We start from the raw sequence: 21,701 nt of genomic DNA on the forward strand, positions 1-21,701 counted from the left end.
CGGCGCCGAGGCCTAGCCGTAGCCGGCCCGCGCGCCGGCGTCTGGAAAGCGGGCCTTTGGACCGCCTGGCGGCTCATGTCAGGGCCGACCTTGAGAAAATCGAATATCCGCCGCGCGCCTGGGTTCCCCCTCGCATCGGGCCGGATGGCGTTCCGGCCCTCGACGTTCTGGTGGTCGGAGCGGGCCTCAGCGGTCTCTCGATCGCTTTTGGATTGATGCGGCGACGCGTCTCCAACATCCTGGTGATTGACCGGAGCCCTGCGGGCAAAGAGGGCCCCTGGGTCACGCATGCCCGTATGGACGTCCTCAGATCGCCCAAGACTCTGTCCGGCCCCGACTTTGGCATTCCCAACCTCACGTACCGGTCGTGGCATGAGGCGAGATATGGAAGCCTCTCATGGGATCGCCTCGACAAGATCGATCGCCGCGATTGGATGGCCTATCTCGTCTGGTATCGCGACTTGCTCGCTTTGCCGGTCCGCAACGAAACTTCGCTTGAGGGGATCGCATCGCAGGACGATTGGCTCGCGCTGACGCTCGCCTCTCCCGAGGGCGCCCGCACGATCTATGCGCGCAAGCTGGTGCTCGCCACGGGCATCGACGGCGCCGGCGCGCCCTATGCGCCAGAAGAAATCGCGGCGCTGCCCAGATCAGTCTGGAGCCATAATGCGGATTCGATCGACGGCCCAGGTCTAGCAGGGCGACGCATCGCCATTTTGGGCGCCGGCGCCTCCGCGTTCGATTGCGCGGTCCATGCGCTGCAGCACGGCGCCGCGCAGGTCGCGCTCTATGCGCGCCGGACGACGTTGCCCCATGTCGAGGTGTTAGCCTGGTCGAACTTCCCCGGCTTCCTGACAAGCTTTGCCGATCTCCCCGATCGGCTGCGATGGAATTTCATGCGCCGCATGCGGGACCTGCAACCGCCACCGACGCAGACGATGTTCGATCGCGCCGCGCTCGATCCCCGCTTCGAACTCAAGCTGGGCCATCGGCTCGACAGCGCGCGCATGGAGGGCGATGAGATTGTGCTCGTCGCCAACGGGGCGCCCCGACGCTTCGATCGCATTCTGGTCGCGACGGGATTTCGGACAGACCTGTCGCTTCGTCCCGAATTGGCTGGCGTGCGCGACGAAATTTGTCTCTGGCGCGACCGTTTTGTTCCCCCGCCCGGAGAGGACGACGAAGAGCTCGGCCGCCACCCTTATCTCGGCGCCGGCTTTCAACTGCAGTCGAAAAATCCCGCCGCCGCCGAGCTGCTGGGCAATATCCATCTGTTCAACGCCGGCGCTGTGCCGAGCGTCGGCCCGGTGTGCAACGGCGTCACAGGGCTTAAATATGGGACGCCAAGGGTCGTCGACGCGATAACCCGCGACCTGTTCCTGGAGGACGCCGACATGCATTACGACAAGCTGCTGGCGTTCGACGATCGGATGTTCGATGGCTCGGCGGACCGCATCAACGGTTTGCGCAGGGAAACGCCGGCCGCCGATGATGGCGACCGGGCGGAGGCGCGAACGATCGCCGACCGGTTGATTGCCGACACGCGTCGCCAGAGCGCCGAATTCCCGGTGGATTTGGCGAACCACCTGCCGATGGTGATCGAAGCGTTGTTCCGCCTCGGCGCCTCGCCGGACCGGATGGCGGCCTATGCCGCCCATTACGACAAATTCCATGCGGTCCCGGCTCTCCGGCCGGCGAAAAAATCAATCGAGCGGGATAATTGGCGCGGCGCGCTCGGCGATCGGACCAGGGAGGCCGACTATCGCCGGTTTTTCGTGGATGAAGCGCGGCGGCTCGGCGGTTCGGCGGCCATTCGTCTCTATGTCCCCGAATTGTCGCGGGGCGTCGGCGCAAGCGCGCTGCATGGCCTGATGCGTCTTGCCTATGGCGCATTGCGAGGCGACGAAGCGGAGATCGGCGCGGCGCTTGGCTATTGGGCGACGACCTTTCTTCCCCTGCCTGAACCCTCCGGCGCTGCCGCGTCGACCGACGATCCCCTGGAGACGCTCGACCATATGCGCGCCGATCCCGCATTCGCCCGCGTCGAGATCAATTCTCCCATGCTTTGGCATTGGATAGATGGCGTGGGCCACATGCCGGCCTTCGGCGCCATGATCGACCGGTTGGCGGTCGGCCCCGGCACGCTTGACCGCATCGCGCAGGCGTCTCTATCGCTTTACGCCGGCTCGATGAGCTTTGAGGCTCTGCATGCCGTCACCGGCAGCCACTGGCTTCGGCTCGTCGCCCCGCATATGGACGATCCGACGCCGCTGATCCGGCACTTCTGGCAGGCGATTCTGTCGATCTATCCCAAAATAGGCATGCCCGCCGCTCCTGATGAAGCGCAGCTTGAGGAATGGCGGCGCCTTGTTCCGCCGCCGGCGGCGGCGATCGCGGCGGCGGCTGTCGCCTCCGATGATGAGCATGACCACAGCCTGGTGTTTTCCGCGTTTCAGGAGTTCGACCGCACGGGCGACCCGCTTTATCGCATCGTTGCGGCTCGGCGCGTCGGCTTGATCGCATGAAGCCAGCCTCGATCGATCTTCTGCGATGCCGGCTTGCGGGACGGAATGGCCTCTTCGACGTCGCGGTGCGCGAGGGGTTCATTCAGAGCATCGCGGAGGCCGGCGTGGCCTCGCCCCAGCAAGGCGCGCCGATCGAAAATCTCGACGGGCTGCTGCTTCTGCCCGCCTTGACCGACGGCCATATCCATCTCGACAAAACCTTTTTGGGGCTGGAATGGATGCCGCACATCAGCGGCGCCAGCATTGGCGAGCGCATAGAGGCGGAGCGGCGGCAAAGACAATCGGTCGGCGTTCCGATCGTGCGCCGCGCGGGCCTGTTGATCGAAAGAATCCTCGGCTTGGGCACTTTGGCGCTCCGATCGCATGTCGATGTGAGCGAAGAGATTGGCCTTGCGCATCTCGCAGCCTTGCTGGACGTCAGACAAAAATACGCCGATCTCGTCGACATCCAGTTTGTCGCTTTCCCGCAGAGCGGGATCAATTCGCGCGTCGCTGAACTCATGGACGAGGCGTTGCGGCTTGGCGCGGAGGTCGTCGGCGGCCTCGATCCCGCCGGCATTGACGGCGATGTCGAAGGCCATCTGGACACAGTGTTTGGACTGGCGGAGCGTCACGACTGTCGCGTGGATATTCATCTGCACGATCCCGGCTCGCTCGGCGCCTTCGAGCTGCGCCAGATCGCCAATCGTTCAGCCGCGCTTGGCCTGCAGGGGCGCGTTGCGGTCAGTCACGCCTTTGCGCTCGGCATGATCGACGGATCGGAGCTCCGCACGACGCTTGCCGCTTTGGCGCGCGGCGGCGTCGCCATCATGACGAACGGTCCGGGGCCGGACGCCATCCCACCCGTCGCCCGTCTTGCCGAGGCGGGCGTGACCGTCTTCGCCGGTTCCGACAATATCCGGGACGCGTGGTCGCCCTTCGGCAGCGGCGATCTCCTTGAGCGCGCCCGGATGATCGCCTATCGCGCCAATCTCCGCATGGACGGCCAGCTCCGTCTGGCGTTCGAACTCATTACCACGAACTCCAGAAAAGTTTTGGGCCTTTCGCCTGTCGCGGTTGAAGTCGGCGGCGTCGCCGATCTCATCGCGGTCGCCGCCGGCGACGTACCCGAAGCGGTGGCTTCCTTTCCACCCCGCCGTATCGTCCTCAAGCGCGGCGCAATCGTCGCCCGCGATGGTCGCGTCAACGTCGCCGGATTCGAACGTGGCGAAGACGCTACTCGCGCTGGCGCATGCGAATCTTGATATGCTTCGACTCGCGAAAAGCCATCAGGCCTTCCGGGCCAAGCTCGCGGCCGACGCCCGACAATTTCCAGCCGCCGAAAGGCGCCTGAAGTTCGGTCGTGTCATTGATGTTGACGCCGACCGCGCCGGTCTCAAGACGCTCGGCGAAGGACCAGGCGCGCTCAAGATCGCGCGAATAGACATAGGCGGCGAGCCCAAACGGTAGCGCGTTGGCGACCGCCAACGCCTCAGCGTCGTCGCAAACGCGGCGGATGCCGGCGATCGGCCCGTAGCTTTCTTCGGTCATGACCAGCGCCGCGTCCGGCGCATCGTCGATCAGCGTCGGCTCGAAAAAGAAACCCTTGTCATAGGCCGAACTCCGCGGAGCCGCGCCGCCCACGAGGAGCTTTCCACCGCGACGCACGGCATCGTCGGCATGTCTGACGGCGCGGCTGCGCACGCCCTCATGCAGCACCGGGCCGTATTGCACACCCGGCTCAACGCCATGGCCGAGCTTGATCCGCCGCGTCTCGGCGACAAGCGCCTCGACGAAGGAATCATGCACCCTGTCGGCGACAAGAATGCGATTCACCGCGATGCAGATCTGACCCATATTCGAGAAGGAGCGGCGCGCCGCCGCGGCGGCGGCCTCCACAACGTCAGCATCGTCAAGCACGACAAAGGGACATTGACCGCCAAGCTCCAATGTCAGGCGCTTCATATTGTCGGCGCCGGCCCGCATCATCGATTGCCCGGCGGCGACCGAGGCCGTCGCGGTGATCATAGCGACGCCAGGATGGGCGGCGAGAGCCGCGCCCGCTTCCGGGCCGGTTCCCGGCAGATCGTTCAGCACGCCGGGCGGCAGCCCCGCGTCGGCGAAGCATTGAACAATCATGGCGATCGCCAGCGGCGTCTCATGCGGCGGCTTGACGACGATCGTGCAACCCGCCGCCAGCGCGGGGCCGATTTTCCAGGCGTAAATATCGACCGGATAGTTCCATGGCGTGATCGCGCCGACGACGCCAACCGGCGAGGAAACGACCAGGCTGCGGATATCGCGCCGGGACGAGGGCCGCAGCGAACCGCCAACGCGCTTCCCCTCCTCCGCATAATAGCGAATGACCTCGACGCCGAAGCGAATTTCCTTCTCGGAATCCGGGATCGGTTTGCCCTGTTCACGCGTCAGCAAATCGGCAATTGCGGCAACGCGCTCTTCGATCAGATCGGCTGCGCGCTTCAATATTCTGGCGCGCTCGTCGGGATGCATATTCGCCCATGCGGGAAAAGCGCGCGCGGCGGCTTGGACGGCGCCGTCCACGTCGGCGGCGTTGGCGAGCGCCGTTGTCCCCACGAGATCTCCTGTCGCAGGGTCTTTGATCTCCAGGCGGCGGCCCGCGACGGACGGGCGCCATGCGCCGTCAATGAAAAGATTTCGCTCACGCATGATGTCGACCTTTCTCAACGCGCTTTCAGCCGGCGCCATAGCTCGTCGTAATTGCGGTCGTTCTTCTCGTTGGCGGACGCTTTGCCGGCGGTGTTGGGATTGACCATCACGAAGGGCTCGATGCCTCGCTGCACCAATTTTTCCGCCGTGGCGGAAACGATCGCATGCGCTATGGCGATCGTGATGCTGGTCGAATTGGCGCCGACCGGCGCTTCCAAGCCATCGATGCGAAGCGACGCGTCGGCCAGCGGCACGCCGGTATCGATGACGATGTCCGCGACCTCAAAAAGCCGCTTGCCTGACGAATGGCGCGACGGACTCGCCGAGGAATGGGGCAGCGACGTTACGCCGACGACCTGCATCCCAAGCGCCTTGGCGCCCAGCGCGATATCGAGGATCACCGCATTGACGCCTGAATGCGAAAACAGGATCATCGTATCGGCGGGGTCAAGCTGATGAGAGCGCAGGATCGCTTTGCCATAACCCTCGACTGCGTGAATGAAGCGATATTGGCGCGCGCCCATATCGCCCCAGACATGGTGAAACGAGATCATGGTGCTCTCGACGATCGGACGGAACCCGACGATCGTTCCAGTGCGGGGGAAGCTTTCAAGCGCCGGCAATGCGCCATGGCCGGTGCCGAAAGTGAAAGCGAGCTTATCGTTCGCGATGGATTGCGCGCAAGCTTCCGCGGCGCGCCCGATCGCCTCGATCTGGGTTGTGCGGACGGTTTCAAGACGCTCGGCGAGCGACGCGAAATAGCGGTCGATGATTGAGGTCAAAGAAAAGCTCCAGAAATCAGGATGAAAGGCTGGCGACGATCGCGTCGAGAGCGATCTCGAACATCGCGCGCTCTTGGGCCTCGAGTTCGGCGGCGCCGATTTTCTCCTGCGTGAGGCCGTCGACCGTGCCGAGGCAAAGGCTCGCGGTGCGCGCGCCGAGCACGCGCCCAGCGGTCAACAACGTCGCGGTCTCCATGTCCGTGGCAATCAGGCCGAGACGGCGGACCTCGTCGCGCAGGCCGTCGATCATCTGTTTTTCGCCCGCCGAGAGAGCGAACATCTCGGTGTAAAAACCGTCATAGGTGCCGAAGATCCCGGCGCGCCAGGACACTTTGCGTTTGACTAGCGCGGCGCGCAACGCGGCGCTGAGGTCAAAGTCGGCGACGGCGGGATAGCCAATCGGCGCATAGGTTCGCGACGTATTTTCACCGCGGACGCCGCCGTCGGCGAGCACGAAATCGCCGAGCTTGGCGGGCGGCATGACCATCGCCGTCCCGATACGCAGAAATGTGCGCAGGCCGAGGTCGAAGAGTTCATGCAGCACGATCGCGGCAATGGGGCCGCCCATGCCGAAAGCGGAAACCGTGATGCGACGGCCGGCGCGAACGCCGGTGACGGTGCGAAGGCCGCGATTCTCCTCAACAAAATGAGGGCTCTCAAGATGCTCAGCGATCCTGTCGATCCGGGCGCGATCGCCAACCAGGATCGCGGCTTCGCCGACTTCATCCTCACGACAGCCAATATACCAGGCGCTACGGGTCATTCCTCGGGTTTCCTTTCGTTGCTTAACCGCGCGCAACGAGCATCGCGCGCGCGGCGCGTCCGCCCGCCTCGACGGCGTCGGCCGGTTTGTCTGGGTTGTTCACAAGGGCGGCGAGCAAGCCGCCCAGAAAAGTATCGCCGGCGCCGGTCGTGTCCTCGGAGGCAAGCGGCTCGGCGGCGATGAGTTGTTCGTGCCCGTCAAAGGACAGCAAAACGCCATCGCGGCCGCGCGTCTCGATCAGCAGGCGGCGGCGCTTCGATTCCCCCGCGGCCTTAAACGCTTCCGCGACGAAGGGCGCCTCGCCGCGGCTATAGGCGACGACGTCGGCGCGCGCGGCGATGGCCGCAGCAAGTTCAGGAGGAACGGCGCGGCGATCGGCCTTAACCGCCCATACGAGCTTGGCCTCAGGCTTTGCCGCCGCGAGCGCCTGTGCGGTCGCCTCGGTCGGCCCCACGGTCAGGCAGACCCATTCCGCGCCGGCGACGAGCCGCCGCTGGCCTTCGTCGAGCGTCTTTGGCCCGGACAGGCTTGGATCATAAAAGCAATGGCAGCCGCCGTCAGGTTGGTAGGCGAGGATGCAGATCGGCGTGCGGCCCGGCCGCAGCGCAATCCCGTCGACCGCAACGTTGCGAGCGGTCAGCGCGGCGCGGTAGAGGCGACCGTCCGCATCGTCGCCAATCCAGCTCAAAGGCTTCACGTCGGCAAGCCCAGACGCGACCATCGCGCAGGCGATATAGGCCGGCGAGCCACCGAGGCGCGGCCATTCCAGCGGTCGCGCGAGAATGGTCGCCGTCGCATCGGGTTGCGGCGCGCGGTCCAGCCGCATGGCGTAGTCGAGGCTTGCGTAGCCGGTGACGACGACCCTCGTCATGCGAGCATCCCGAGCGCGGCGTCGAGCGAGATCACTTTGCCGATGTAACGGTCGATGTCTTCGAGCGAAGCTTCGGCGAGATGCGGCCGGTTCGAATTCGTCGCCTCCCTCGGCACCACCACATCGAAGCCGCTGGCGAAAGCGTCTTGCGCGCTGGCGCGGATGCAGACATTGGTCTTCACGCCGGCGATGACGACGCGCTCGATCTTCTGCTCGTGCAGGAACAACGCAAGATCGGTGGCGAAGAACGCGCTGTAACGCCGTTTGGCGGTGACGATTTCGCGCGGGCCAGCGGGTTCAAAACCGGCAAAAAACGCAGCGTCGGGGTCGCCGATGAAATGGTGGCGCGGGAGTTTCCGCCATTCGTAATCGTCGAAGCCAGGATAATGCTGCTCGACCGCATGGACGATGATTTTTTGCGCCGCGCGCGCTTGCGCCAGAAGCTGGCGCAGGGGCGCGACGACTTCCGCGGCGGCCGGGTAATAATTGGGCATCCCCTCCAGGAAGAACGAATTGGTGACGTCGACAAGAATCAACGCCGTAGACTTATTGCCTGATTGCGGATGAGAAGCGGTCATGACAACGCCCTTTCCGAGACGCGGCTACGGTCGGCGAGGCCGAGGCCGGTCAGCACGATGATGACGATGAGATAAGGGAGCATCTGAACGAGTTCAGCCGGCGCTCCATGCCCCTGCAGACGAATCTGCGCGGCGTCGAACAGACCGAACAGCAGCGCGCCGAGCGCCGTTCGCCACGGGGCGCTGCGGCCAAAATAGAAGGCGGCGAGCGCGATGAAACCTCGCCCGCCGGTGATGCCCTCGTTGAACAATCCGACCACCCCGATCGATAAATGCGCGCCGGCGAGGCCCGCCATAGCGCCGGCGAAAACTGTGGAGGCGTCGCGAATGCTCAATGGCGAGAGCCCAACGGCGCGGACCGTCGCCTCGGCGGCCCCGGTCGCGCGAAGCCTGAGGCCGGCGCGCGTGCGATGGAGCAAGAAAGCAGTCGCTGGAACCATCGCCCAGGCGAACCATGTCAGGCCGTCCTGGCCAGATAGGATGGCGCCGAGCACAGGAATGTCCGAGACGAAAGGAATATTGATCCGCGGCAGCATGGCGACGCCAGGCGGATTGAACGTGCCGGAGACACCGTAGGCGCTCTTCAGAACGAAGCGCACGAGGCCCGCGACAGCCACGCTGAAGCCGAGGCCGACAATGATTTCGTTCGCCTGCAAACGCGTCACGACCAACGACATCGACAGGCCGATCAACCCGCCGATAAGCGCCGCGGCGGCCAGCGCCGCGATCACGCTGCCAGTCGCGGCCGATACCTCAACGGCGACAAGAGCGCCTGCCAGCATCATGGATTCCAAACCGATATTGACGAGGCCGCCGATGCGATTGACGAGGCCGCCGATCGCCGCGAGCAGGATCGGCGTCGTCATCAGCAGCGCGGCCTGGATGAATGGATCGATCATGCGCGCGCGCCCCTCGCCTGACCAAAGCCGAACTTGGCCACCGCGAAAATCATCACTGCGCCCTGCATGATCTCGACGATCTCGATCGGCACGTCACTGAAGAGCTGCATCGTCGCGCCGGCCGAAGAGAGAGCGCCGAAGACGATGGCGGCAAGAATGATTCCAAGCGCGGAATTGCGTCCGAGCAGCGCGATCGCAATGCCGGTGAAACCGTAACCCGGCGAAAAGCCCGCCACGAAACGATGAACGAGACCCAAAGCGTGAATGCCTCCCGCAAGACCGCCGATCAGGCCCGACAGAACCATCATCCTCAGGAAAGTTGACGAGACGTGGATTCCAACCGCGCGGGAAAATCGGGCGTTCAACCCAACGATGCGTGAACGGAAGCCCGCGACGGTGAATCGACTCCAAAGCCCGTAGAGAGCGACTAAAGCCAGGCTGATGACGAAGCCCAGATGCAGCGTTGTCGGCGGCAGCAATCGCGGCAGTTCGGCGCCGACCGCGATCGGCGCCGTCGCGGAATTGGCGGAACCGCGGGCGAGCAACGGACCATTGACGAGCCAACTCGTCAGGTCGACAGCGATGAAGTTGAGCATCAGGGTTGTAACGACTTCGTCGACCCCAAGCCGCGCGCGCAGGACGCCGGGACCGACCAGCCAGAGGCCGCCAACGATCGCCGCGCCGACAAGAGCGACCGGAATCAGCAGGACCGACGGCCAATCGCCGAGCGCAAAGCCGAGCACCGCGGCGACCATGCCGCCTAGATAGAAGCAACCTTCCGCGCCGACATTGAAAATGCCGGAGCGAAAGGCGACCGCCGCCGCAAGGCCCGTCAGCAACAAAGGCGTCGCCGCTGTCAGCGTCGCCGCGATGCGTCGCTCGCCGCCGAAAGCTTCGGACGCCATCAGTCCATAGACCCCAAGCGGTTCATGGCCCGTCGCCGCGAGCACGATGGCGCCGATCACGACCGCCAGGGCAAAAGGCGCAGCGACGCCAGCGGCTCGCGACAGAGCAGGAAGCATGGCGACGCCCATTACGCCGCCTTCTGGCCGAGCATCAGACGCCCGACTTTCTCGACGCTCGCCTCGCTTCGAAGCAATTGGCCGGTGACTTGTCCGCCATAGAGGCCGACGATGCGGTCGGAAAGCGTCAATATCTCCTCGAGTTCTTCGGAGACCAGCAGCACCGCGCCGCCCCGATCGCGGAACGCCGCAATCTGCTCGTGGATGAAGGCGATCCCCACAATATCGACGCCGCGCGTCGGTTGCGCTGCGACGAGCAACCGCGGACCGCGCTCAAGCTCCCGCGCGATCGCCACGCGTTGCTGGTTGCCGCCCGACAGGCTGCGCACCGCATCGGTCAAGCGGCCATAGCGAACCGACAATTTCGCAAGCGCGTTCTCGGCGCCGGCGTTGATCATTTTGAGGCGCAGAAAGCCGCCGCGGGAGAAGGGCGATTCCTGCTCGCGGCCGGCGATGAAATTATCGGAGATCGACGCGGTCAGACAGAGCCCCTCCTCGGACCGGTCGGCGCTGAGATAGCTGATCCCCGCCGCGCGGAAGCGGCTGGCCGGCGCGCGCGTGAAATCACGCCCGCCGAACGAGATGGCGCCCTCCGCGATCGCCCCCAGCCCCGCGGCGCTCGCGACAAGTTCATCCTGACCATTGCCCGCGACGCCAGCGATGCCGACGATTTCGCCCGCGAAAATATCGAGGTCGATGGGTCCCAGTCGTTTGAGGCCGCGTCCGTCGCGCGCGACAAGGCCTCGCGCCGAGAACAGCGGCGCGCCGGGCGGCCGTGAATAAGGCGCGACTTTCGCCATCGCGACCGCTTCACCGACCATCAATTGGGCGAGTTGCGCCTTGTCCGTCTGCGCCGGCGTCGTTGTCGCAACCACCCGGCCAACGCGGATGACGGTGATGACGTCGGCGACGCTCATGACTTCGTCGAGCTTGTGGCTGATGAACAGAATCGTGCGCCCCTCGGCCTTCAGGCGCCGCATCAGGGCGATCAATTCCGTTACCTGCGCGGGAGCAAGAACGGCCGTCGGCTCGTCCAGGATGAGGACGTCGGCGCCGCGATAAAGCAGGCGCAGGATTTCGAGAATCTGGCGCTGATGCACCGGCGCGTCCGCCACCTTGACGCGCCAGTCGAGCGCGACGCCGGCGAGCGCCGCGAGTCTGTCGGCCTCCGCCTGCGCCACGCGCCAGTCGATCAGACCGCCACGGCCAACGGGCTCGCGCGCGAGGATCAGATTTTCCAGAAGCGTGAGATTGGGCGCCAGCATGAATTCCTGATGCACCATGCCGATGCCGCGTGCGAAGGCGTCAGCCGGCCCTGTCAACCGGACGGGCGCGTCGTCGAGAATGACGCTGCCTTCGTCGGGCTGATCGACGCCTTGCAGAATACGCATCAGCGTCGACTTTCCGGCACCGTTGCCCCCGACAATAGCGTGGATTGTTCCGGGAGCCACCGCGAGATCGATCTGATCGTTTGCGACGACCGGACCGAATCTGCGCGTTACTTTGCGGGCGCCGAGTCGAATGGCGACGCGGGCCCTATCCATCATTTGAAGAAATCCGGGTAACCTTGGTCGACCACGTTCCAGACTTTGATTTTGCCCGACAAAATGTCCTTTTTAACGCTCTCGATTTTGGTCAGCGTCGCTGCCGGAATGAGGTCGTGCGTATATTTCATCGGGGAAAGGCCGACGCCGTCCTCGGCAAGGCCGAGCGTCACCGTCTTGCCGCCTGGGAACTTGCCCGCTGCATAGTCCTTGACGACCGTCTCGACAGCAACGTCCGTCCGCTTGATCATGCTGGTCAGCACGGCGCCGGGCGCGACGCCATCCTGATCGGTGTCGACGCCGATCGCGTAATGGCCGGTTTCCTTAGCTGCCTGGATGACGCCAAGGCCCGTGCCGCCTGCGACCTGATAGACGACATTGGCGCCGCCGTCATACATCGCCTTGGCCATTTGCAGGCCAATTGCCGGATCGCCGAAATTGTTGGAATAGGCGACCTTGACCTCGACTTTCGGGTTCATATCGCGGGCGCCCTGGATGTAACCGACAATGAATTTGTCGATGCCGACCGATTTGGTGCCGCCAATCACGCCGATGATCGGCTTGCCGTTCATGCCCTTGACCGACGTGTCGGTCGCGACAAGCGCGGCCAAAGCGCCGGCGAGATAGGAGCCTTCCTGCTCCTGGAACAAGACAGAGGCGACATTGGCGCCCGGCTTCACCTGGTTGAGGATCACGTAATCGGTGCCGGCGTAATCCTTGGCCACGGTCGCCAACGCATCGCCATGCGAATATTCAAGATCGACCACGAGGCCGAAGCCGGCGTCCGAAGCGCGGCGAAGAATATCAGCGGCCTGAGCGACCACGTCTTTCGATTCGACCGGCTTGCCCTCAAGCTTGGCCTCGGCGACCGCTTTCTTGAAACCGGCATAGGCCAGGTCGTTATAGGATTGATCGCCGAGGCCGCCCTGCGCGATGATCAGCGCGACGGGCTTTTCAGCCGCCAGCGCTGTCGACATCGCCCCAAGGCCCAAGACGAGGACCGAAACTCTGCTCACCATTCGCATGCGAAACATTATCGTTCTCCCGTGAAGTTTGAGGATGGCGGTTGGAAGGGATCAAGCCAGGAGCGCGCCGGATTTCAGCCTCATAGGCGTAGCGGCGGGCGTCATAGACAGCGTCGACGACATCGAGAATTGTTCCATCGGCCGCAAAAGTGCATCGGCAGACGGCCATGACCACCCGGCTGTCGTCGAGGCGCAGCAGCCTGGATTCCTCAAGGCTGGCGCCGCGCGCCCGCAATGTCTCGACGCCGCGGTCGACGAATAAGCCCGTCTCGTCAAAACGGCGATAGAGCGAGAAACTGGGGCTCGCGACGACGTCGGACGTCAGACCGATGCGTTCGGCTATGGCGGCGGAAATGATTGAGCGATGAATTGCTGTCGGCACGCGATCGACGAAACGCAAACGATCAAGCGAAATTAAGGGCTCGTCCTCGCGATAAGGCAGGCTCTCGCGCCAAGGGGTCGGCCCATAGGCGAGCACGCGATGCGACGCGACGCGTCTGGCGGACGAAACCGCCTCCGAAAAGCTTGAGAGATAAGACGGCGCCCGCTTCAGCGCCGGAGCTGCGACGAAAGTCCCCAACCCCTGGCGACGGCTGATTAAGCCCTCGTCGACAAGAATTTCGATCGCGCGCGTGACGGTAAAACGACTGACGCCAAAACGCCTTGAGAGCTGCGGTTCGCTGTCGATCCTGTCGCCGGGCGTCTTGTTCGCGATATCGATGCGAAGGCTGTCGACCAACTGCAAGTAAAGCGGCCGGTCAGAGGAAGCTTCAGAAGTTGCGAAGTTCGCACGCGCCATCGGGGCCCAGTCATATGGTTGACTGGACAAGCTATGACACTTTCATGTGCCCTTTGCAAGCGACCATGGCTGCATCGCAACATCGCCAATTTGCAAAGGGCTCGGGAACCCACCCGAGAAAGCCGTGCATGTCCAAATCAACGCTGCCGCGGCTTTTTGAGATGATGATTGCGATCGGCGGCCTTGATGCGCCGCCAGACGGCGCGCTTGGCGCGCAAGCCCCTCTTGCGCGCCCTCAAAGTCGCCGATGATTCAGCGTTAAGCGGCCTTGGACACGATGCCGTGTGGATCAAGGACAAATTTCGCCGCCGCGCCCTGATCGAAGGTCTCGTAGCCCTTGGGAGCGTCCTCGAGCGAAATCACCTTGGCGTTGACGATTTCGGCGATATTGAGCCGCCCATGCAAGATCGCCATCATGAGTTGGCGATTGTAGCGGATCACCGGCGTCTGGCCGGTATGGAAAGACTGCGCTTTCGCCCAGCCCAGACCGAGCCGCAGACTGAGGCTCCCCTTCTGGGCCGCAGGGTCGACGCCGCCCGGATCCTCGGTGACATAAAGGCCCGGTATGCCGATCGAGCCCGCCGCGCGCGTGATTTCCATCATCTGGTTCAGCACGATGGCGGGCTGCTCGGCGCCCGAATGACCGCGCGCCTCGAAACCGACCGCGTCGATCGCCGCGTCGACCTCAGGCGCCCCAACCACTTCGGCGATCATCTCGCCCAGACGATCATGCTTGCCAAGATCGATCGGCGTGAAGCCCATCTTGCTCGCATGCGCGAGGCGCTCCTTGTTGAAGTCGCCGATCATCGTCACGGCCGCGCCCAAAATCCGAGACGAGGCGGCCGCGGCCATGCCGACTGGCCCAGCGCCGGCGACATAGACGACGGAACCGACGCCCACCCCTGCCCTGACCGCGCCATGAAAGCCGGTCGGCAGGATATCCGACAGCATAGTGAGATCGCGGATTTTCGCCATGGCCTGATCGCGATCGGGAAATTTCAACAGATTGAAGTCCGCGTAAGGGACCATCACATAGCGCGCCTGTCCGCCGATCCAGCCGCCCATGTCGACATAGCCATAGGCGCCGCCGGCGCGCGCATCATTGACGTGGAGGCAAACGCCGGTATCGCCCGACTTGCAGGTTCGGCAACGGCCGCAGGCGACGTTGAACGGCACCGAGACGATATCGCCTTTGCGCAGGAGTTCGACGTCCGACCCCGTTTCAATCACCTCGCCGGTAATCTCGTGCCCGAGCACCAGGCCCGGCTGCGCGGTCGTGCGGCCGCGCACCATATGCTGGTCCGACCCGCAGATGTTGGTCGAGACGACTTTGAGAATGACGCCATGGTCAATCTTTCGCCCATGCGGATCTTCAAACTTCGGATCGTCGATGTTTTGCACCTCGACCTTGCCAGGTCCGAGATAAACCAAACCGCGGTTGTCGCCCAAAGCATCCTCCCTTTTTCATTTTTCTGAATCGAACGGAGCCGATGCGCAACAGTCTATGCCTCGGCGCTTGGGGACGCCAACGCATTCGAGATATGGACGCAAGCTCAAAATTGCAGAGGAAGCCCGGCAGGCGAATTCAAGCCTGATTCATCGAACGCGTTTCAGGCGAGGCCCCGCCCCTCCGCGAGCAAACGGCTCGGCGTTGCGCGATCACAGATCCTTTACAAGCCTCAAGGCGTCGTAGATGGCGGCATGAGTGTTGCGGGCGGAAACCGCATCTCCGATGCGAAAGAGTTCGAATTCGCCATCGGAATTGCGGGCGCTTTTTTGCGCGCGGCCAGCGACGAGGTCGTCGTAGTCGATCGCCCCGAGATTGCGGGAGAGCGGCTTCAGCTCGAAATAGAGCGCGTCCATCGGGATCGTTCCATGATTGACGACAATCTGATCGAAACGCCGTTCCTTTCGCACGCCGCCATAGTCGCTGCCGATCAGAGCGATCAACTCGTTGCCGCCGCGACGCACGGTTTCAACCCTATAGGTCACGGTGAACGTCACGTCGAGCTTTTGCAAGCTGCGCATATAGGGCACCAGATTCATGGCCATGACTTCCGGCGCGAAAGCGCGGTCCGGCGTCATCACCTCCAGCTTTGCGCCACTTCTCGCGATGACCTCCGCCGCCTGCATTGCCGCATGATCGCCCGCGTCGTCAAACAGCAGGACATTCATGCCGGGTTTCACATCCCCCGATATGATGTCCCAGGTCGATACGACGAGGTCATTGCCGGAAGCCAGGCTCTCCGTGTCAGGGAAGCCGCCCGTCGCGACGATCACGACATCGGGATTTTCGGCGAGCGCCACACTCGCCTCCGCCCAGGTGTCGAAGCGGAAAGCGACTCCTCGCGCTTCGCATTGCGCCATGCGCCAATCGATAATGCCCATCATGTCGCGGCGCCGAGGGCTTTGCGCGGTGAGCCGCACTTGACCGCCAGGTCTGCTCGCCGCCTCGAAGACGACGACCTCGTGGCCCCGCTCGGCTGCGACTCGCGCCGCCTCCAGACCAGCCGGGCCGGCGCCGACGATGACGACCTTGCGCCTGACATTGGCTTTGGCGATGTCGTGCGGCATCGTCGTTTCGCGGCCGGTCGCGGGATTGTGAATGCAATAGGCGGCGCCGCCCTGATAGATTCGATCGAGGCAATAATTCGCGCCGACGCAAGGGCGGATATCGCCTTCGCGCCCCTCGACGATCTTTCGCACAATATGCGGATCGGTCATGTGCGCGCGCGTCATCCCCACCATGTCGAGCTTGCCCGCCGCGATCGCGTGCCGCGCTGTCGCGACATCGGCGATCTTGGCGGCGTGGAATGTCGGGAACTTCGTCGCCTCGCGAATTTCGCCTGCGAAATCGAGGTGTGGCGAACTCGCCATTCCCTGAACCGGAATGACATCGGTCAGTCCGGCGTCGGTATCGATGTGGCCGCGAATGACGTTGAGAAAATCGACCAGGCCGCTTTCTTTCAGTCTTCGCGAGATCTCGAAGCCATCCTGTTTGGTCAAGCCGCCGTCGAGAACTTCATCGGCCGTGTAGCGTACGCCAACGATGAAATCGGACCCGACACGTCTGCGGATCGCCGCCAGAACCTCAAATGTAAAGCGCAGCCGATTGTCCAGGGAGCCGCCATAGGGCGCATCCAGCTCATTGGTCAGCGGCGACCAGAACTGGTCCATCAGATGCCCATAGGCCTCCAACTCGATCCCATCGAGGCCCCCGGCCTTCATCCGTTCCGCTGCGTTCGCATAGTCCTCAATGATGCGCTCAATATCCCAATCTTCGATCTTCTTTGGAAAGGCGCGATGAGCCGTCTCTCTTTTATGCGAGGGAGATACGACCGGCAGCCAATCGCCATTGTCCCAGCGCGTGCGCCGACCCAGATGGGTCAGTTGAATCATCACGGCCGCGCCGTGTTCGTGGCAGGCGTCGGCCAGTTCCTTCATCCACGGCACCACCTCGTCTTTATAAGCGAGGATATTGTTGAACGCGGGTGGACTGTCGCGCGACACCGCCGCCGATCCCGCCGTCATCGTCAAGGCGATTCCACCCTTCGCCCGCTCGGCGTGATAGGCGCGATAGCGCTCCTTCGGCATTCCATCTTCCGGATAGGCCGGTTCATGAGCGGTGGTCATGATCCGGTTTTTCAACGTGAGATGCTTCAGTTGATACGGCTGAAGGAGCGGATCATTCGACATAGGCGACCTTCTCGCGCGTGACGGAACTGTCCCGAAAGATAGCGGCGCATTCGGCTAGCATAGGGGCTTTCTGGCCTCGTTTCACTTCGATGGTCTGGCAGGGTCAATTTGCGCGTGACCGTTGATAGGCGGTCACACCTCTGACTGGGCTCAAGCGTTAACGCGATGGCGTTTTCTATAGGTGATCGCGGGGGATCGTCTGCTCCATGTCGCGTCCGCCCGCCAGAGTCCCGTTCTCGTACGCTCGAACGCTCGCCTGCACGACGAAATCCGTCGCCGTCGCATGCATCGAAGTCCGGGTTTCGATGAGGATGCGCCAGCCCTCGCGCCCGAGCTCGTAGTTCTGGGTGATCTGGTAACGGGCTGTGAGAGGATCCTCAGCGCCGATCGTCAGCTCGCGCTTGAGGTCATGCGAGACCGTCGTGTCGATCTCATCAAAGCGATGGGCGCCCTCGCCGAACAAGCCCCCCTCGCCATGAGTCACATAGGTCGCGACGCCAGTCAGGAGATCGAGGGCGGCGGCGCGAGTCATGCGCCCTTCGGCCACTTTGGTGACCGGCGCCAGGCTGCCGCGCAGCGGCGGCGCGAAACCTGCCGCCGCATCCTTCGGGTCGGGCGGACGCACCGGCAGGACGAGCTTGGCGGGAGCCCTCAGCTTCAATGTCGCAGCTTCCGGCGCTGGCCAGACCAGCGGCCAATAGGCGCTCGAGAGCGCCAACCGCACGACATGGCCGGGAGCGAAGGCGTAGCCGCAATCATTGAGCTTCAAGCGGACATTGTAGAACACGCCCGGCGCCAGCGCGCTTGGTTCGGCATGGCTGTCTCTATGGGTGAGGTTGAGCACGCCATAGGAGACCCGGCGCGACGAACCGTCCGGCGCCACATCGCAGAGCCGCGCGCAGAGCTGCGCTGCAGGTTTGTCGGAGGCGATCGTAACCACGATCTCGGGGGCGCCAAGCAGTTCCATGCGTTCGTTCAGGGGCTCGCTGTCGAAGACGAGCGAAAAGCCGTCGTCATGGCGCTGGTCGGCCGGTCCTTCGCCGGCCACGCCCGTGCCCATCCATTCGCCGACGGCCATGCCGGTCCAGCAAGGCGAGCGGATCGCGAACTCTTCGACTGGACCCGGCAAGCCGCGCAAACCATCGCCAGTGAGATGGAGCGCGCGGCGCTCGATGCGCGGCGAAGGCCATTGCGCTTCGCCGACGAAACGCCCCGGCGCCGGGTCGCGATCGCCGGGCTTGGACCAGTCTTCGACGAAGGCGCGGAGCATCGGCTCCGCCATGATTCCGCGATCCTCGTCCTTCAGCCAATGGTCCCACCAGCGCAGGGCTTCTTGCAGAAACCCGATGGCGGGTCCAGGCTTGCCATCCTGCGGATAGATGTGCGCCCATGGGCCAATCAGCCCAAGCCGCGGCGCGGTGAGCCCTTCGAGCAAGCGCGGCACGGCGTTGGTGTAGGCGTCGGCCCAACCGCCCACAGCGAATACCGGGCAAGCGATGGCGGAAAAGTCCTCGCATACGGAGCCATGCCGCCAATAGGCGTCGCGCCGCTGATGGGCGAGCCAGAGCGCCGGAAAGAACGGCAAGCTCTTCAGTCGTTCAAGCCATTGATCTCGCCATTCCTCGCCCACGAGAGCGGGATCGGCGGGCCGGGCCTGATAGGCGAGCATGATCGCGCCCCACCACAGATTGTCGTTCAGCAGCGCGCCGCCCATGTAGTGGATGTCGTCGGCGTAACGATCGTCCGTCGAGCACACCGTGATGATCGCCTTCAGCGCAGGGGGGCGCAGCGCAGCCGTCTGCAGCGCGTTAAATCCGCCCCAGGATTTGCCCATCATGCCGACGCGCCCGCTGCACCAGCTCTGCCGGCTGAGCCAGGCGATCACCTCGCAGGCGTCTTCCAACTCCTGGGCGAGATATTCATCCGCCATGTGCCCGTCGGACTCGCCCGAGCCGCGCATGTCGACACGGATGGCGCCGTAGCCTTGCGCGGCGAACCAGCCGTGCATCGGTTCGTCGCGACCACGGGTTCCGTCGCGCTTGCGATAGGGGATATATTCGAGGATCGCCGGCACCGGCTTCTGGACTGCGTCCTTCGGCAGCCACAGACGCGCGGCAAGACGGGCGCCGTCCGAGAGCGGGATGAAGAAATGCTCAATAATTGTGACATCCATCATTGGAACCGGGGCTTTCCCTAAGTTAAGTCTCGCGATGCTGCGCGGAATTCAGCGCGCATTCGTCGCCCTATTGGCGTGATCCGCCAAATGCCAACCCTCAACCGCATTGAGGTTGGAACGGAAAGCGGGAAGGGATTGATAAGTCTTCGCAGGACGCCCGGCAGTGGGCGGTCCTAAGCCGCGACTCCCCTTCTCGCCAGCACCTGATCGAGCCAGGTCGTATCCATCTCCGGCACGGAGGCGATGAGCTTTTCCGTATACGGGTGGAACGGCGGCGAGAAGATTTCCGCGGTCGCCCCTTGCGCGATGATCTCGCCTTTCAGCATCACGGCCGTCCGGTGGGCGATGCGCCGCACGGTGCCCAGATCATGCGTAATGAACATATAGGCGAGGCCGAGTTCATCCTGAAGCCGCCTCAGGAGCTTCAGCACTTCTTCCGCCACCAACGGATCGAGCGCCGAGGTCGGCTCGTCGCAGATGATAACATCCGGCTCGGCCGCGAGAGCCCGCGCAATGCATACGCGCTGCTTCTGACCGCCGGAAAGCTGACCGGGACGGCGGCCGGCGAAATCCTCGGGCAGGCCGACCAGTCGCAAAAGCTCGGCGACGCGTTCTCTGATCGCCGCCTTCGGACGGTTGAAGAAGAACGCCACGGGGCGCCCGATAATGTCCTCCAGCGTTTGGCGCGGATTGATCGCGACATCCGGCATCTGATGCACCATCTGGAGGCGGCGCAAGACATCGCGCGGGCGCTGCGCGAGAGCGGGCGCCAAGGTTTGACCCGCGAGTTGCACATCGCCGCGCCAACGCGGCAATAGTCCCATCACGATCCTCGCCACGGAACTCTTGCCGGAGCCCGACTCGCCCACAACCGCGAGCGTTTCGCCGCGCGCGATCGAGATATTGATGTTCTTGACCACCGGAATGCCCGCGCGATAGCCGGCCTCGAGGTTGACAATGCTGAGCACTGCGGTCGCGTCCGAAGGCGGATCGATGAGCGGAACATGCGTCGCATCGCGCCGCTCGTTCACAAGAGCGGTCGCATAAGGGGTGTTCGGCTTTTCCAGCACCTGGCGCGCATCGCCGACTTCGATCATTTTTCCATGACGAAGCACCATGATCCGTTGGGCGATCTGCGCCACAACCGCCAGATCATGGGTGATGTAGAGGCCAGCCGTGCCGAATTCCCGGATAAGATCGCGCAATAGCGCCAGCACCTCGATTTGCGTCGTGACGTCGAGCGCCGTCGTTGGCTCGTCAAGCACGATAATGTCGGGGCGGCAGCTCATCGCCATGGCGGCCATCGCGCGCTGCAACTGCCCTCCCGACGCCTCGTGCGGATAGCGGTCGCCAAATGTATCGGGCTCGGGCAATTGCAGCGTGCGGAACAGGCGCCGCGCATAGGCCTCGGCCTCCGGTCGACTCATGACGCCGTGGGTGACGGGCGCCTCGCAGACTTGATCCATCAGAGTCATCGCCGGATTGAACGAGGCCGCCGCGCTCTGGGCGATATAGGCGATGCTCTTGCCGCGAAAATTACGCCGCTGAACCGCCGTGCTGGCGCGCAAATTCGTTCCGTTGATCGTGATGCTGCCGCCGGTGATGCGGCAACCCGCGCGCGCATAGGCCATGGCGGCGAGGCCGATCGTCGACTTTCCGGCGCCGGACTCGCCGATGAGGCCAAGAATCTCCCCGCGCTTCAGCGTGGCGTCGACATGATCGACAAGCACGGCGCCTTTGATGGTCTCAACTTTGAGACCCACGAGGTGGAGCACGAGGTCGTCGCTCATTGGCGCGATATCCTTACATTTCTGCTTGAGATCCGGAGGGTCTGGCGTCGATTGACAAGAGCCAGTCGACGACGAGGTTGACGCCGACTGTCAATGTCGCGATCGCGAAAGCCGGATAAAGCGGCGCGTAAATGCCGAAGTTGATGGCGGCTGCGTTTTCACGAACCATGCCGCCCCAATCCGCATAGGGGGGTTGGACGCCGATTCCGAGGAAGCTCAAAGTCGCTACAAAGAGAAAATTGAAGCAAAATCTTAAGCCAAATTCCGAAATGAGCGGCGCCGCGGCGTTGGGAAGGATTTCCCGGCTGATGACCCACCATAGGCCTTCGCCGCGCAGGCGCGCCACTTCGACAAATTCAAGCACGACAAGATTCTTGCCGAGCGCTCGCGCGAGACGGAACACGCGGGTCGAATCCAGGACGGCGATTGTCACGATCAGAACTGGAATCGAGGAGCCGAACACACCCAGAATGATCAGAGCGAGCACCAATGACGGGATCGAAAGAATGACATCGACCAGGCGGGAGAGCAGCATGTCGACCCAGGCGCCCATCACCGCGGCGG

The 21,701-nt window shown here is 63.6% G+C and carries 17 protein-coding genes; 2 read left to right on the forward strand and 15 right to left on the reverse strand.

The window, feature by feature from the left end; all coding sequences use genetic code 11:
* Nucleotides 1-56 precede the first annotated feature (56 nt).
* The gene (locus GSQ90_RS29490; protein ID WP_158818558.1) at nucleotides 57-2,525 is read left to right on the forward strand and encodes a questin oxidase family protein; all 2,469 of its coding nucleotides are present in this window, start codon (nucleotides 57-59) and stop codon (nucleotides 2,523-2,525) included.
* Nucleotides 2,522-3,769, forward strand: a complete 1,248-nt coding sequence (locus GSQ90_RS29495; RefSeq protein ID WP_158818559.1) for an amidohydrolase — start codon at nucleotides 2,522-2,524, stop codon at nucleotides 3,767-3,769. Before GSQ90_RS29490 ends, GSQ90_RS29495 begins: the two co-directional genes overlap by 4 nt.
* Here the strand turns inward: GSQ90_RS29495 and GSQ90_RS29500 are convergent.
* The 15 genes from GSQ90_RS29500 to GSQ90_RS29570 all read right to left on the reverse strand — a co-directional run.
* Entirely contained in the window at nucleotides 3,741-5,192 is a 1,452-nt protein-coding gene (locus GSQ90_RS29500) for an aldehyde dehydrogenase (protein ID WP_246731833.1), read from the reverse strand. The genes GSQ90_RS29495 and GSQ90_RS29500 overlap by 29 nt on opposite strands.
* Nucleotides 5,193-5,206: 14 nt before the next feature.
* Nucleotides 5,207-5,974, reverse strand: a complete 768-nt coding sequence (locus GSQ90_RS29505) for a sugar isomerase domain-containing protein (RefSeq protein WP_158818561.1) — start codon at nucleotides 5,972-5,974, stop codon at nucleotides 5,207-5,209.
* Nucleotides 5,975-5,990: 16 nt separating this feature from the next.
* The gene (locus GSQ90_RS29510; protein WP_158818562.1) at nucleotides 5,991-6,737 is read right to left on the reverse strand and encodes a nucleoside phosphorylase; all 747 of its coding nucleotides are present in this window, start codon (nucleotides 6,735-6,737) and stop codon (nucleotides 5,991-5,993) included.
* Between the two features lie 22 nt (nucleotides 6,738-6,759).
* Nucleotides 6,760-7,608: a carbohydrate kinase family protein gene (locus GSQ90_RS29515; protein ID WP_158818563.1), complete on the reverse strand. Its 849-nt coding sequence runs from the start codon at nucleotides 7,606-7,608 to the stop codon at nucleotides 6,760-6,762.
* Entirely contained in the window at nucleotides 7,605-8,186 is a 582-nt protein-coding gene (locus GSQ90_RS29520) for a cysteine hydrolase family protein (RefSeq protein WP_158818564.1), read from the reverse strand. The genes GSQ90_RS29515 and GSQ90_RS29520 overlap by 4 nt, the downstream gene beginning before the upstream one ends.
* Nucleotides 8,183-9,085: an ABC transporter permease gene (locus tag GSQ90_RS29525; RefSeq protein WP_158818565.1), complete on the reverse strand. Its 903-nt coding sequence runs from the start codon at nucleotides 9,083-9,085 to the stop codon at nucleotides 8,183-8,185. The genes GSQ90_RS29520 and GSQ90_RS29525 overlap by 4 nt, the downstream gene beginning before the upstream one ends.
* On the reverse strand, nucleotides 9,082-10,119 hold the full coding sequence (locus GSQ90_RS29530) for an ABC transporter permease (protein WP_158818566.1): 1,038 nt from the start codon (nucleotides 10,117-10,119) through the stop codon (nucleotides 9,082-9,084). The genes GSQ90_RS29525 and GSQ90_RS29530 overlap by 4 nt, the downstream gene beginning before the upstream one ends.
* Nucleotides 10,119-11,654: an ABC transporter ATP-binding protein gene (locus GSQ90_RS29535; RefSeq protein WP_158818567.1), complete on the reverse strand. Its 1,536-nt coding sequence runs from the start codon at nucleotides 11,652-11,654 to the stop codon at nucleotides 10,119-10,121. Before GSQ90_RS29535 ends, GSQ90_RS29530 begins: the two co-directional genes overlap by 1 nt.
* On the reverse strand, nucleotides 11,651-12,685 hold the full coding sequence (locus GSQ90_RS29540) for a BMP family protein (protein WP_158818568.1): 1,035 nt from the start codon (nucleotides 12,683-12,685) through the stop codon (nucleotides 11,651-11,653). Before GSQ90_RS29540 ends, GSQ90_RS29535 begins: the two co-directional genes overlap by 4 nt.
* Nucleotides 12,606-13,475, reverse strand: coding sequence for a GntR family transcriptional regulator (locus GSQ90_RS29545; protein WP_158818569.1), 870 nt, complete (start codon nucleotides 13,473-13,475; stop codon nucleotides 12,606-12,608). Before GSQ90_RS29545 ends, GSQ90_RS29540 begins: the two co-directional genes overlap by 80 nt.
* A 258-nt stretch (nucleotides 13,476-13,733) precedes the next feature.
* On the reverse strand, nucleotides 13,734-14,924 hold the full coding sequence (gene fdhA / locus GSQ90_RS29550) for a formaldehyde dehydrogenase, glutathione-independent (protein ID WP_158818570.1): 1,191 nt from the start codon (nucleotides 14,922-14,924) through the stop codon (nucleotides 13,734-13,736).
* A 210-nt stretch (nucleotides 14,925-15,134) separates the two neighbouring features.
* The gene (locus tag GSQ90_RS29555; RefSeq protein ID WP_158818571.1) at nucleotides 15,135-17,171 is read right to left on the reverse strand and encodes an NADH:flavin oxidoreductase; all 2,037 of its coding nucleotides are present in this window, start codon (nucleotides 17,169-17,171) and stop codon (nucleotides 15,135-15,137) included.
* A 175-nt stretch (nucleotides 17,172-17,346) separates the two neighbouring features.
* Complete coding sequence (locus GSQ90_RS29560) at nucleotides 17,347-19,347, reverse strand: CocE/NonD family hydrolase (protein WP_371418497.1); 2,001 nt, start codon at nucleotides 19,345-19,347, stop codon at nucleotides 17,347-17,349.
* A 173-nt stretch (nucleotides 19,348-19,520) separates the two neighbouring features.
* The gene (locus tag GSQ90_RS29565) at nucleotides 19,521-21,137 is read right to left on the reverse strand and encodes an ABC transporter ATP-binding protein (RefSeq protein WP_158818572.1); all 1,617 of its coding nucleotides are present in this window, start codon (nucleotides 21,135-21,137) and stop codon (nucleotides 19,521-19,523) included.
* A 13-nt stretch (nucleotides 21,138-21,150) separates the two neighbouring features.
* On the reverse strand, nucleotides 21,151-21,701 hold a 551-nt coding region (locus GSQ90_RS29570; RefSeq protein ID WP_210255012.1), incomplete at its 5' end, for an ABC transporter permease.

This window comes from Methylocapsa sp. S129 (assembly GCF_009765995.1).
Classification (GTDB): Bacteria; Pseudomonadota; Alphaproteobacteria; order Rhizobiales; family Beijerinckiaceae; genus Roseiarcus.